Origin of the sequence: Paracoccus sp. MA (assembly GCF_020990385.1) — a bacterium.
GTDB lineage: Bacteria > Pseudomonadota > Alphaproteobacteria > Rhodobacterales > Rhodobacteraceae > Paracoccus.
In genome coordinates, this window is the sequence record NZ_CP087599.1 from 519,399 (window position 1) to 533,191 (window position 13,793).

The 13,793-nt window shown below is 66.8% G+C and carries 10 protein-coding genes and 2 pseudogenes; 8 read left to right on the plus strand and 4 right to left on the minus strand.

The features are described from left to right. Positions 1-2: 2 nt before the first annotated feature. Together LOS78_RS21325 and LOS78_RS21330 are read right to left on the minus strand one after the other, a co-directional pair. A complete protein-coding gene (locus LOS78_RS21325; RefSeq protein WP_230378655.1) occupies positions 3-2,246 on the minus strand; it encodes a DPP IV N-terminal domain-containing protein in 2,244 nt (747 codons plus the stop codon). A gap of 93 nt (positions 2,247-2,339) precedes the next feature. After that, positions 2,340-2,960 carry a TetR/AcrR family transcriptional regulator gene (locus LOS78_RS21330; RefSeq protein ID WP_230378656.1) on the minus strand — a complete coding sequence of 207 codons (621 nt, stop codon included), beginning with the start codon at positions 2,958-2,960 and terminating at the stop codon, positions 2,340-2,342. Positions 2,961-2,983: 23 nt separating this feature from the next. On the opposite strand from LOS78_RS21330, the gene LOS78_RS21335 reads away from it, so the two are divergent. The 7 genes from LOS78_RS21335 to LOS78_RS21365 all read left to right on the plus strand — a co-directional run bounded on the left by LOS78_RS21335 (position 2,984) and on the right by LOS78_RS21365 (position 12,595). Then, a complete protein-coding gene (locus LOS78_RS21335) occupies positions 2,984-4,534 on the plus strand; it encodes an MFS transporter (protein ID WP_230378657.1) in 1,551 nt (516 codons plus the stop codon). Between the two features lie 47 nt (positions 4,535-4,581). Beyond that, the gene (locus LOS78_RS21340; protein ID WP_230378658.1) at positions 4,582-5,694 is read left to right on the plus strand and encodes a serine hydrolase; all 1,113 of its coding nucleotides are present in this window, start codon (positions 4,582-4,584) and stop codon (positions 5,692-5,694) included. 5 nt (positions 5,695-5,699) lie between these two features. After that, positions 5,700-7,202 carry a M81 family metallopeptidase gene (locus LOS78_RS21345; protein ID WP_230378659.1) on the plus strand — a complete coding sequence of 501 codons (1,503 nt, stop codon included), beginning with the start codon at positions 5,700-5,702 and terminating at the stop codon, positions 7,200-7,202. A 98-nt stretch (positions 7,203-7,300) separates the two neighbouring features. Beyond that, entirely contained in the window at positions 7,301-8,779 is a 1,479-nt protein-coding gene (locus tag LOS78_RS21350; RefSeq protein ID WP_230378660.1) for a leucyl aminopeptidase family protein, read from the plus strand. Between the two features lie 5 nt (positions 8,780-8,784). Further along, complete coding sequence (locus LOS78_RS21355; protein ID WP_230378661.1) at positions 8,785-9,831, plus strand: M42 family metallopeptidase; 1,047 nt, start codon at positions 8,785-8,787, stop codon at positions 9,829-9,831. A 227-nt stretch (positions 9,832-10,058) separates the two neighbouring features. Then, on the plus strand, positions 10,059-11,405 hold the full coding sequence (locus tag LOS78_RS21360; protein ID WP_028717383.1) for a carbohydrate porin: 1,347 nt from the start codon (positions 10,059-10,061) through the stop codon (positions 11,403-11,405). Between the two features lie 134 nt (positions 11,406-11,539). Next, positions 11,540-12,595, plus strand: coding sequence for an ornithine cyclodeaminase (locus tag LOS78_RS21365; RefSeq protein ID WP_230378994.1), 1,056 nt, complete (start codon positions 11,540-11,542; stop codon positions 12,593-12,595). A 14-nt stretch (positions 12,596-12,609) separates the two neighbouring features. Here the strand turns inward: LOS78_RS21365 and LOS78_RS21370 are convergent. Beyond that, a pseudogene (locus LOS78_RS21370) lies at positions 12,610-12,739 on the minus strand (PIG-L domain-containing protein); the annotation flags it as partial. A gap of 86 nt (positions 12,740-12,825) precedes the next feature. Here LOS78_RS21370 and LOS78_RS21375 point away from each other — a divergent pair. Next, positions 12,826-12,912, plus strand: a pseudogene (locus LOS78_RS21375) (hypothetical protein); the annotation flags it as partial. 20 nt (positions 12,913-12,932) lie between these two features. Here LOS78_RS21375 and LOS78_RS21380 read toward each other — a convergent pair. Beyond that, the gene (locus LOS78_RS21380) at positions 12,933-13,322 is read right to left on the minus strand and encodes a hypothetical protein (RefSeq protein ID WP_230378995.1); all 390 of its coding nucleotides are present in this window, start codon (positions 13,320-13,322) and stop codon (positions 12,933-12,935) included. Between the last annotated feature and the right edge of the window lie 471 nt (positions 13,323-13,793).

Here is a 13,793-nt window from a genome sequence, read left to right on the forward strand (position 1 = left end):
CCTCATCCCCGGCCTGCAAGGTGATGCAGGAAATAATCGACGGTCCGCCGAAGGGCGTAGGGGTGAAAGGCAACGCCATGGTCGGCGCCCGGCACGATCAGCATGTCGAAATCGGCATCGGCCTTCACCAGTGCATCGACAAGGCGCAGCATCTGGCTGGGCTGGACATTGTCGTCCATCTCTCCCTGAATCAGGAACAGCTTGCCGGCGATCCGGTCGGCCACATCGGCGCTGGCCAGGCCGCGGCGCGCGCTGGCATCCATGCCCTGGAACATCTCTGCCCAGTTGGCGATATACAGGGAAACATCGTGGTTGCCGCAGATCGACACGCCGACGGTGAAGACATCGGGATGGACCGCCATGCCGCGAACCGTCGCGTAGCCGCCGCCCGAGAACCCGGTCAACCCGACGCCCTTCGCGATGTCCATCCAGGGGCGGTCCGCCGCCAGCGACCTGATGGCCGCCGCGTGGTCGGCAAGGCCGCCGCAGCATTCCATCCTGCCGTGGGAATGCAGCCAGAAATCCCTGGACCGTCCCGGCGTCCCGGGCCCGTCAAGCAGAAGCGTGACGAAACCCGCGGCGGCGAGGCCCTCGGCATAGCGGGCATAGGTCGTCTGGCCGAAGGATTTCGGCGCCATGAAGACCTGCGGACCGCCATAAATGACGTCGATGACCGGGTAGGATTTTTCCGGGTCGAACCCCGGCGGCTTGTAGAGCACCCCCCACAGCGCCGTTTCGCCGTCCAGCGCCCGCACGTGGAACGGCTCGGGCAGCGGCATGTCGGCGGGCCAGGCTTCCCGGGCATCCGCATGTTCCAGCGTCATGACCACCCTGCCGCTCCGGTCATACAGGGCCGAGACGGGCGGGCGGTCCGGCGCCTCATGGGCGGCGACGAAAAACGCTCCGTCGGGGCTGGTGCCGTTGGGATATCGCCCGCTGCCGGCCGGAACCTGCGTCAGCGCGCGCGGCGGCAGGGACAGGTCATGGTTGAGATCCTGACGGGTCAGGCGGCGCAGATCCGTCCCGTCGAAACGGATCGAATAGACCTGGAGGTAATAGGGATCCAGCCCCGGCTCGCGGCCCGCGGCAGCAAAGAGGATGGTTCCGCCATCCTCGTCGACATGAAGGATCGACACGACGTTCCATTCGCCCGCGGTGATGCGGCGGCGGCTGCGCGGATCGCCGGGATCGACGAAATAGAGATGCCGCCAGCCGTCGGCCATCGACGACCAGAGGATGCGGCCGTCGCGCAGCACCTGTGGTTGCGGGCTTGGGCTGAAACAGGGCCGCCCTGACCCGGGGCCTTCCTCGATGACCAGTCGCCTGGCGTCGCCGGTGGCGGTGTCCACCTGCCAGAAATCCAGGCGGTGTCCGTCGCGCGATCCCTCATGCAGGTAGAAGTGACCTCCGTCGTCGGACCACCAGGCGGGATAGCTGATCAGCGGATTGGCGCCAAAGCTGACCAGTCTGTCCATCCCGGCCTGCACCCGCTGTCCGTTCCTGCCGATGAAGCACAGCTCGCTCAGGGCGCCGTGCTCGTCGCCGGGGACGGGATAGGGAAAGCTGTGAAGCCTGGGACGCGATCCGTCCGCCGGGACCGCCTCGATCAGATGGGCAAGGGGAACCCGGCGCAGGTCGGTGCGCAAGGTGGCGATCCGGCTGGAATCCGGCGACCAGAGCGCAATCGGCGGACAGCGCCCTTGCGTGAGGTTGTAATCGAAACCGAGAAAACCGCCGTAGCCGTTCCCGGCCTCGCCGTCGCTGGTCAGCGGACGCTTGCCCGAATGATCGACCAGCCAGAGATCGTGATCCCGAAGGACCAGACGCGCCGAATGATCCGGCGCCACGTTTTCGGTCGGTGCCGCTACAGGGCCCAGATCGGTCAGGACCAGCCCATCGCGTTCGGCCCGCCAGAGACGCCCTTCCAGGCGGAACTCGATGGCCCTGGCATCGGGGGCAAGCCGCACATCCTCGGGCTCGGCCGCCTGCGGCGCGACCGGCCAGGCGGCGATCCGCGCGGCAAGCGCCTTTCGGTCGAAAAGGGGCTCGACCCTTCCGGTCCCGGCCTCGACCAACAGGTAATCCGTTCCGCCCGGCGTGCGGCGGCAATAGGAGAAGAGCTTTCCGTCATCGGACCAGAACGGGCGAACCGTGTCGTTGAAGACCCGCGCATTGCGCTGCCCCGAGGCCAGATAACGCGCCCGCTCGTGCGGGTCGGTTCCGGTCGAATTCCCGTTCGCGACCATGTGCTCCTCCCTCTCCCGACTGCATCACGTCATGGGGCAGGAATGGAGCTACACAATTGTGTAGTCAATGGCCAAATGCAAGCACGATGCTGGTCAGGTGCCGCGTTTTCCGCCTTCTTCCGATGCCAGGCCCGTCAAAATCAATTGCATGATCCGTTCTTCCTGCAAGTTGCGGCGCTTCAGTTCCTCGACCGAGAAGAGGTTGCGATTCAGCAGGGTTTCGAATTGCGGCGCCAGCAGAAGATAGCCGATTCGCTGGGCGACCATCCGGATCGAATCCCACAGGGCGGGTTCATCCGGAAACCGGGCGCGCAGATCCGCGTTCAGCATCTCGGTCGTGCCCAGAAGTTCGCGCAGGAAGTCAAGCGCGATGGACCTTTCTTCCATGATCGCGCGGCGCAGATAGCGGACGATCCCCGACAGGCTGCCCGTCTGGCTCTCTATCATCGAGGAAAGCTCTTCCGGCGATCTGGCACGGTTGGCGACCTGCACCAGCTGCAGATAGTCGGTCATCACGCGTTTTTCCACCGCGTCGCGCAGACCCTCCTTCGACTGGAAATAGAAGCGGACGAGCCCCCAGGACACGCCGGCTTCGTCGGCAATCGCCCTGACGGATGTGGCATCGAAACCGTCGCGCCCGAACAGCGTGATGGCGGCCTCCAGCAGGCGTTCGCGTCCGTTGGTCTGTTCGGCTGGCGGGTCTTTCTGTGTCATGGCGGCAATCTAGGCGAAGGCCGGTGCGAAGGCAATTTCCGCCGCCTCCGCCGGACCTGAATGCATTCCGCCGTCCCGTTCATGTTCCATTTCTCAATGGCTTGAAGGTCCGGGATTCAATCCTCTGGACTCGAACTACACAAATGTGTAGTAATCCTGAATTCAAGGGAGCCCGGGAGGAGACGCGCAAGATGGATACCGAAAAGAAGCAGCATGCACGGGCGTGGTTGGCGACCGTCGTCCTTGCCATGGCCGCGATGATCGCCATGGCGGACAAGACGCTGCCGATGCTGCTGATGGAGCCGATCAAGCACGCCATGGCGCTGACCGACGTGCAGATCGGAATCCTGACCGGCTTCACCTTCGCCATCGCCATGGCGGTCGCCGCGCTGCCGCTGGCATGGCTGGCGGACCGCTATGACCGGACGCTTCTGCTGGGGGTCGCCATCACCGCCTGGTGCCTGCTGACCATTGCCAGCGGCTTTGCCACGAACTTCACCGCGTTGTTCCTGTGCCGGCTTGGGGTCGGCCTGGGCGAGGCGGCGCTGATGCCAGCCGCGCTGTCGCTGATTGCCGACCTGTTTCCGCTTCGGCGCGTTGCCAGGGCGTCGGGGCTGCTCTTCTTCGGCGTGACCTTCGGCGGGGTCCTCGCCATGGTCGGCGGCGGCGCGCTTTACGGATATCTTCATGCCGCCGCGCTGGAAGGCACGCTGCCCTTGGCCAGCGACGATGCCTGGCGCTGGACCACCATCGCATTCGGCGCCGCCGGTCTTGTCGTCGCCGCCCTTGTCGTCACCATCCTTCCCGAGCCGCGGCGGCGCAATCCCGCCATGGCCGCCGCCGCGATCGGCACGCCCGAAGCGGCAGGGTTTCGCGAATACCTGACGGCGACGCTGCCCTTCATCCTGCTTCTGGTCATCTGCCTGGGCATGAGCGCGATCTTCACCGTCGGCTTCAACGGCTGGCTGGCGCCGTTCTTCACCAGAACCTATGGCTGGTCCATCGAAAGGACGGGCAGCACGCTGGGCACGATCCTGCTGGTCGCCGGTCTGCTTTCTCCGTTCATCGGGGTGTTCTTCAATCAGATCGTGCGCCGCTGGATGGGCCGCGAGGCGCCGCTGGCCGCGATTTCCCTCATGCTTCTTGTGATCCTGCCCTTCGTGATCGGCGGCCCGCTGATGTCGAACGGGCTTTGGGCGGCGGCGGCGGTCGGCATTGTCATCGCGATTTCCGGCGGGTGCTCGATCGTCATCTCGGTCATTTATGTCAGCATCGCGCCGTCCCACCTGCGCGCCCGGGTCACTGCCGTCCTGTTGCTCGTGCTGGGGTTGATCTCGGGTGCCGGAACGGTGGTCTATGCCGGGTTTACCGATATCGTGCTGGGGGATCCTTCCAGAATCCACCTGACGATGTCGCTGCTGTCGGGCCTGCTGATCCTGTTTACCGCGATCACGAGCTTTTTCGTCGACCGCCGCTATCCGGCCGTCGTCGCCATGGCGAAAGAGGCAGAGCTGCGGCATCTCGGAAGCGGCGCAGCCGATCCGCGGGGGCACGAACTTTCCGCGACCAACTGAACGCCCGGCGTTCGCGCCACACATCCATCGGCAATACAGGTGAAGCAATGACCTCTCACGGCGCTGTCGAGCGTTTGCAACTCATGCTCGACGACTATGTCGAGAATTTCGGCGCAATCGGCGTGATCGTCGGGATCGACCTGCCCGAGGCCGGGCGCCTCTGCCTCACCGCCGGATCGCGCGCGCAGCGCGAGGCGGCACTCGGGTCATCGGACCTGTTCCAGATCGGCAGCCAGGCCAAGACCTTTGTCGCCCTGTCGATCCTGCTTTTGTGCCGCGACGGCCTGCTGGACCTCGACGACCCGGTCGCCCGCCATATCGACCTGCCGGTCGACGGGCGGATCACGCTTCGCCATCTGATCATGAACACATCGGGGCTGCCCGAATATCTCTCGCTCATCGATCCGACCTCGGCGGGCCGGATGGCTCCGCGGGACATGGTGATCCCGGCGCTTGAGCAAGGCGTGCTGTTCGCACCGGGGCAGCAATTCGACTATTCGAACACGGGATGGGTGATCGCCGCCATGGTGATGGATGCGAGGGCGCCGGGCGGCTATGCCGGCTACGTGAAGAAGCGGATCTTCGGCCCGCTCGGCATGCAGGACTCCTGGGTCGGCAGCGGCTATCCGGAGGAACGGCTGGCGCAAGGCTATCTGAAGCGCGCCGGGCAGCCGGCCATCAGTGCCGCCAGGGGCTTTTCCCTGGCTTGGGCCTATGGCGCCGGCGACATCATCTCGAATTGCGGCGACATGCTGGACTTCTACCGGGCCTTGTCGCGGCCCGGCAATCCGCTGGGCGTGACGCTGCGGGACATGACCGCGCATTGGGCGCTGCCCGCCGCGAAGCCCTTCCACCCGATGAGCCTTGGCGCGGCCTACGGCCTCGGGCTGGAAAGGCGGCGCTGGGGCGGGCTGGAGGTCTGGGGCCATCCCGGCCGGACGGTGGGATACGGCGCATCGTCCTGGTTCGTGCCCTCGACCGGGGCGATCGCGACGACGGCCTTCATGTTTGTGGAGGACGAATCCGAGCCGCCCCATATCGCCGCGCAGCGATACAACCCCTCGATGCTGTTCACGCAGGTGTTGTGCACCGCCCATGCCCTGACCGATCTTCTGCCCGCGGCGGTCCCGGCACCCGTCCCGGTCGCCGGCAACCGGTAAGGCTTATGCGCGTCTTCATCGCCGGCCTCGCGACCGAAACCAACAGCTTCTCGCCGATCCCGTCCGGCGCGCTGGCCTTTTCGCTCGACCATGTCCGCCGCGTCCGGGCGGGCGAGGTCGCGCCGCCGAAGGACGAGATGCTGGCGGTCTTTCACAGGCTATGCAGCGCCGACGGCCACGAGGTCGTCCAGAGCATCGCCGCCGGGGCGGAGCCCGGGGCCCCGGTTGTTCGCGCCGTCTATGAGGAACTGCGCGACATGATCCTGGAGGATCTGCGCGCTGCGGGCGCTGTCGATGTCGTCCTGCTTGCCCTTCACGGTGCGATGATCGCGCAGGGATACGACGATTGCGAAGGCGACCTGCTGGCCCGTATCCGCGAGATCGCGCCCCGGGCAATTATCGGCGCCCAACTGGACCCGCATTGCAGCCTGACCGAAGCCATGGTCGCCCATGCCGACCTGATCACCATCATGCGCGAATATCCCCATACCGATTTCGCCGAACGGGCGGCGGATCTGTATCGGCATTGCCTTCGGGCCGCGCGCGGGGACTTCCGCCCGGCCGCGGCGCTGATCGACTGCCGGATGATCGGTTTCTTTCCGACCACGGAGGGGGCGATGAAGCAGGTCGTCGCCGCCTTTCGCCACAGCAGCGCCGACCCGCGCATCGTGACCGCGGAATTCGCGCATGGCTTTCCCTGGGGCGACGTGCCGGAGATGGGCGCGCGCGTGCTGGTTTACGCGGATGGCGATCTGGAAACCGCCAAGGCAGAGGCCCTGCGGCTGGCGCGGCTGGTCCATGACAGGCGGCGGGAATTGCAGGCCGCATTCCCCGGCCTCGCATCCTCGCTCGACCGGGCGGAAGGGCTGGACGGCCTGGTCGTGCTGGGCGACTTTGCCGACAATCCCGGCGGCGGGGCGCCCGGCGACAGCACCTTCGTTCTGCGCGCATTGCTGGACCGCGGCATTGCCGATGCGGCGATCGGCGCCTTCTACGACCCCGAGGCCGCGCGGCTTTGCGCCGATGCCGGGCCGGGTGCCACGATCCGGCTGCGTCTGGGCGGCAAGCTGGGGCCGGAATCCGGCGACCCGGTCGATCTGGTGGCCGAGATCGTCGCGGTGGCCAAGGATCACGCCTGCACGGCCTTCGGCATGCGCGTGCCGCTGGGCCGTTCTGCCGCGATCCGCTGCCGGGGCATCGACATTCTGATCGTCTCGTCACGCAGCCAGCTCTATGGCGCCGACGGCTTCACCGGGCTTGGCATCTCGCTGCAGGACAAGCGGCTGGTCGTCGTCAAGTCCAGCAACCATTACGTCGCCAGCTTCGGCCCTCTGGCCGATCACATCTGGCATATGGCGACGCCCGGCGCGATGACCCTGGATTTCGCCTCGATTCCCTATCGGCGGCTGGATCGCCCGGTCTTTCCGCTGGTCGAGAACCCCTGGGCCGACGAAGACATGCAGGCCGCGATCCGCGTCGCGAAAAGACCTTCATCCGGCGGCATATAGGAATTGCCAGCTACACAATTGTGTAGTAAATATTGCATCACCCTCCGGCGCTTGGATTCGGATGGCAGAACAGCGGCTTCGCCCTTTCGGGAGTTGGCATGACAGCCTGGACACAAATCGACATCCTGCAATCCGACGAACCCGCGGCGGAATTTGTTCTCGCCTTCGCCGGCAAGGATGGCGCGATACCGGAGAGGGATCAGCCCCGGCTTTCGCTGGCGATCCGCCATACGGGCTTCGCCGCCCAGCCCGGCCAATGGCTCGACGTTCCGCCGGCGAAGGACACCGATGCCCGCATCATCCTGATCGGCGCGCCCGAGATCGGCACGGCGACGCCGCATGACTGGGCAAGCCTGGGCGGCAACATCGTCGAGGCGATGGCGGCGCTTCGGCTGGAAACCGCCCGGCTGTCGGGCGGGGCGGCGCTGGCCGACGATGCCCGCCTGTCCGCGGTCCTGCTGGGGGTGCTGCTGCACGGCTTCCGCCCCGATACCGGGCGCAGGCACCCCGATCCGACGCCATGGCCGCAACGCCTGCTCATCCCGCCGGGACAGGAGGGCGCGCGCGACCAGGCGCTGCGCACGGCGCGGGCCGTCAACCGCGCCCGCGCCTGGGTCGAGGCGCCGGCCAACCGGCTGACCCCGCAGGCATGGGCGGCGGAACTGCCGGCGATCTTCGAGCCGCTGGGCGCGACCTTGCGGATATTCGACAGCGCCGCCCTGCAGGAGATGGGCGCCTCGGCCCTGCTGGCCGTCGGCCGCGCCTCGGAATTTCCGCCGCTGCTGGCGGTGGTGGAATGGCGCGGCGCGCCGGCGCGCGAAGGCTGGGACGCGGTGCTGGTCGGCAAGGGCATGACCTTCGACAGCGGCGGGCTGAACCTCAAGACCGCGGCGCCGGTGATCGCGCCCATGGGCTTCGACATGGGCGGCGGGGCCGCCGTGCTGGGCGCGGTCGAGCTGGCGGCCTCGCGCAAGGCGGGCTGCAACGTCGCGGCCATCGTGCCGATGGCCGAGAACGCCGTCGACGGGAAAAGCTTCCGGCCCGGCGACGTGATCCAATCCCTGGGCGGCCTGACCATCGAGATCCGCAATACCGATGGCGAGGGGCGGCTGGTCCTGGCCGACGGCATCGCCTATGGCCTGAAGACCTACCAGCCTGCCCATGTCGTCGACATCGCCACCCTGACCGGCATGATCGCCGTGGCATTGCTGGAGGAATTCGCAGGGCTCTATGCCAATAACGATGCGCTGGCCGCCGAGCTCGACGAAGCGGGGCGAGCGACGGGAGAGCTTGTGTGGCGCATGCCCTGCCAGCCCAACCAGGACCATGTGGTCGAGACCCCGGTCGCGGATGTGGCCAACATGAGCACCTTTCCGGGGCTTTTGGGCACCGGCCTGTCCGCCCCGGTTTCCGGCGCGAAACTCTTGCAGAAATTCGTGGGCGATACTCCCTGGGCGCATATCGACATCGCCGGCACCGTCTGGGCCACGCGCCGCTCGGCCTATGGCGGCAAGAACGCCACCGGCTACGGGGTCCGCCTGCTGGACCAGTGGCTGCGCCGTTTCGAGAGGGGGTGACCGCCATGGACCGCGACAGCGCATTGTTCGACCTGATCGGCAAGCTGGTCATGTGCCATTCGCCCAGCGGGGTCGAGGCGCGGATCGACGCTTTCCTTATGCAGCGGTTCTCGGAACTGGGCATCGAGGCCGCGCTGGACGCCGCCGGGAATTTCGTCGCGCGCATTCCCGGCAGCGGGCCGGGCAGGCTGGCGATCACCGCCCACAAGGATGAGATCGGCGCATCGGTCAGCGGCCTCGGGGACGATGGCCGGCTGAAGCTGCGCGCCCTGGGATCGTCCTTCCCCTGGGTCTATGGCGAGGGAATCGTGGATATCCTGGGCGATAACGAGACGATCCAGGGCGTCCTCAGCTTCGGGTCGCGCCACATCACCCGCGCCTCGCCGCAATATCCGCAGCAAGAGACGGCGCCGGTCAAATGGTCGGATGTCTGGGTCGAGACCAAGCGCAGCCGCGACGACATCGCCGGGGCGGGGGTGCGGCCTGGCTCTCGCGTGCTGGTCGGAAGGCATCGCAAGGCGCCGCATCGGCTGGGCGACCATATCGCCGGCTATACGCTGGACAACAAGGCGTCGGTCGCGATCCTGATCGAGCTGGCCAAGCAGATCCGCAACCCGGCCTCGGAAATCTGCCTGGTCTTTTCCTCCATGGAAGAGGTCGGGGCCTGCGGCGCGCTGTATTTCACCAGAAACGAGCCCGTGGATGCGATCATCGCGCTGGAGATCGCCCCCCTGTCCGATGAATACGACATCGTGGACGGACCGGACCCGGTGATCTACGCGCAGGACGGCTATGGCCTTTACCATGAGGGGCTGAACGGCCGGATCGCCGCCGCGGCCGCGCGGGCGGGGGTCGGGCTGCAACGCTCGGTCGTGCATGATTTCGGCAGCGACGCCTCGATCGTGATGCGCAACGGCCATGCGCCGCGCGGGGCCTGCCTGGCCTTCCCCACGCAGAACACCCACGGATACGAGATCGCGCGCCTTGCCGCGATCCGGAACTGCGTCGCCGTCCTCGCGGAACTCTGCAAGGAGGATCTGTCGAAATGGTGACGCCGGACCACCTGAAGCGGGCCCTTGCAGGCGGACGGCATCGCGAACGCCCGACGCGATAGGCCAAGGCCCGGCCGCCAACCACCCCTGACCGGCGGACCGCAAGAAGGTTGTGGCGCCGGACGGAAGCCTGCGCCCGCATCGCAGGCCGGGCGCAGATACGATCAGCCAAGGGTTCGAAGAAGACCCGGCGACAAGACCCCAACGCACCAACAGGAGATGACATCGTGACCGACACGCAAAGTCCCGACCCGCAAAAACCGCGCCGCTTCGGCGGGCGTGCCCTGGCCCTCATGCTCGGGGGCCTGTTCGCCACGGCCCTTCCCGGCGGCACGGCGCCGGCCGTCGCGCAGGAGCTGCCGAACTGCGCCAAATACGACCAGCTCAATCACCGGGGGTCCGAGGTTCCCTATCCATCGAACTGCGAGGCAATCGACCCCGAACTGGGCGGCCTGCGCGAGAAGCTTTTCCGCCGCGGCTGGAATCTGCAGGTCGTCACCACCCAGGGCCTGACCTATGACGTCCGCGGCAACGACGGCGGACCACAGATCTATACCGGCCAGAAGCCGACCGCGAATGCCTCGGTCTCGCTGGTCTTCACGCATGACCTGAGCCGATACGGGCTGCCGGAGGGATCGCTTCTGACCTTTGCCCCGGTGGCCGGCTACACGTCCTTTTCCGGGGCCGGGCTTTCCCACGCCTATGTCAACCAGCTTTCCGCCATGGTCCCGCTGAACGACGGGCGGGTGGTCCTGCAGGCCGGGCAATACAACATGGCGTCGCAATTCTACGGGCAGGCCATCGGCAACAACCTTGCCGCCTCGGCGCTTGGTCCGCAAAGCTTCATCCTCTACGGGCTGGGCGTCGGCGGGTTGAAACCGGCGCCGGGCTTCGACATTCGCCTCTCTTCCGCGGACAAGCGTTTTTACAACCATTTCGGTGTCGCCCGCAGCATCAGCCCCGACGGACTTTTCGCCGATGGCGAGGAAAACCATTCGGGCCTGAAATTCTCGACCCGCGGGGCGAAGGCGGTCTTCATCAACGAGATCGGCTACAGGGTCCAGCCGGACGTGAACCAGCGCAACATCTGGCTGCGGGCGGGCGCCGTCTACAACACGTCCGACTTCGCTCATCTCGACGATCCGGCGACGACCGGCAAGAATTACGGCGGCTATGTCGTCGCGACCTACCAATTGTCGCAGCCCGACATGGCCGCGCCTTATCAGGGCTGGTATGTCACCGGCAGCGTGAACTTTGCCAAGAAGGATGTGAACGCCTTCTCGCATGACGCGGGGCTGGTCTTCTATCGCATCGGGACGTTCAAGAGCCGGCCCTACGACGTGTTCTCGATCGGGGCCGCCAAGACCTATTTCAGCGACGTGGTGGTGCAGAACGCGACCGATCTGGGGCTGGAGGCGGCTTCCAGCTCGACCAGCTTCCTCGCCTCCTATACCTACCGGCTGCAACAGGGCGCCTATCTGCAATCGGCGATCACCTATATCGACAACCCGACGCTGGCCCCGGTCCGGCCTTCGGCGCTCAACGCAAGCGTCAACCTGACGCTGGTGTTCTAGGGAACGCGGCATCTTCGTCCCGTTCCGCCGCCCGATGCCCTAGAATGAAACCTCCCGATGACCTTGCGACGGGCCATCGGGACAGGTTTGAAGATCGCTCGCCATCGATCAAATCCGAAACCTATCCCAGGATGATGTTCGCCATGCTCTTGCCGGATCGTGCCCGTGTCCCCTTCGTCAGCGTCGAAAACATGGCGAGGCTGGTGCATTCCATCGGACTGCCGCTGGTCCTGGAGGAGCTGGCGGCCTGCATCGAGGCCGACTTCCTGCGCTGGGACGAGTTCGACAAGACGCCGCGCCTTGCCTCCCATTCCGCGGAGGGGGTGATCGAACTGATGCCGATCTCGGACCGGCGGCACTATGCGTTCAAATATGTGAACGGACATCCCGTCAACCAGCGGCGGGGACTGCAGACGGTGGTGGCCTTCGGTGCCCTGTCCGAGGTGGCATCCGGCTATCCGTTGCTGATGGCCGAGATGACGCTGCTGACCGCGCTTCGGACGGCGGCGATGTCCGCGGTCGCCACGCGCGCGCTGGCGCGCAAGGACGCGCGCGTTCTGGCGCTGATCGGCAACGGCGCCCAGGCCGAATTCCAGGCCATCGCCCTGCAGACGATCTGCGGCATCGACCGGGTCCGGCTCTACGACATCGACCCGACGGCAACCCGCAAGGCGGCGGCGAACCTGCGGGCCGCGGGGCTTTCGGTGACCGAATGCCGCACCGCCCATGACGCCGTCGAGGGTGCCGACATCGTCACCACCTGCACCGCGGACAAGAAATGCGCGACGATCCTGACGGACAACATGGTCGGCGCGGGGATGCATGTGAACGCCATCGGCGGCGATTGCCCCGGCAAGACCGAGCTGCACCGCGACATCCTGCTGCGCTCGGACGTCTTCGTGGAATTTTCCGAACAGACCCGGATCGAGGGCGAAATCCAGCAGATGCCGGAGGATGTCCCGGTGACCGAGCTATGGCAGGTCCTGTCCGGCCGGTGTCCCGGTCGCCTGTCCGATCAGCAGATCACGCTGTTCGATGGCGTCGGCTTTGCCATCGAGGATTTCAGCGCCTTGCGCTATATCCATGCCCGCGTGCAGGGCACCGATTTCTTCGACCGGCTCGATCTGCTGGCCGATCCCGACGATCCCCGCGATCTCTATGGCATGTGGCGACGGCTCCGCCCCGGATAGGATCGGGCGGTGGCGGATGTCCCAGACCGGCGTGATGTCCAGGAAGATGTCGGGCTTCCAGCCCATCTGCTCGGTCTGGTGCGGCTCGAACAGGTGGAGCTGCGGCGCCCCCAGCACCTTCTGGCCGGGCAAAGGCCCGCCGGCTCCGCCTGGCCAGGATTTCGCCCCGCCGGGTCGGAAAGAAGCCCTGCCGCGCGCTGGACCCGCCGCTGGTCGAGCTGTCGCCCCGGTTGCGGCTGACCGCCAGTCACGCGCAGCTCATCGCCCTGATCCGCGTCTGCGAGTTCGAGAGCTTCACCCTCGCTGCGCGGTCGCTGGAGCTGTCGCAGCCGACGGTTCACCGCGCCATCTCGCAGCTTGAGCAAGAGGCAGGGGGCCCCTGTTCCAGCGCACCCCCTTCGGCCTCGTCGCCAGCCGGGCCGCGCGCGACCTGGCGCAGGCCGCAAGGCTGGCCTTTCACGAGCTGGAGCAGGCGGTCGGCAAGATCCTCATCGGCGCGCTGCCGATGTCGCGTTCGGTCCTGCTGCCCGGTGCGCTGGCCGCCTTTCGGCGACGGCGCGCGATTCAGCCCGTGCATGTGGTCGATGCCTTTTTCATGGATGCCGGGGTGGCGCCGGCCAACAGCATCATCAAGGCAGGCTCGATCCTGCTGATGCGCGAGATGCTGACCAAGGGCGATTTCCTCGGCTGCATTTCGGCGTTGCAGGCGGCGGCGGAAATCCGGCACCGGCTGATCCGGCGCCTTGATATGCCGGCGCGCTGGACGCCGCGGCCGATCGGCTGTGCATCGCCGACAGCTGGCCGGGTCAGATGCGTACGGTCTGGGGCGACCACCAGCGTTTCATGGAGACCTGTTTCCAGCAATATCCGGGCTATTACTTCACCGGCGACGGCTGCTCGCGGGACGAGGACGGCTGATCTCTGCCGGGCTTGCGGGCACCGCGCTCGCGGCCCTGGCGGCGGGGCTGTGGGTGGCGGGGGCAAGCCTTGCGGGCCGGGGCGTCCCGGTCCAGTCCATGCTGGACGCGCTGGCGACGCCAACAGGTTGGCAGGCGACCTGGCCTCCGGCTCCCACCCGTCAGCAGCCTGGCCGCGCGGCCTCCTGCGCGGCCACGGGTGAACCGGGTATCCGCCAGCCGGCATCCCGCCGGTCGGTGCCGTCGGAACGGACAGGCCAGGGCCCGCCCGCTCCGCTACG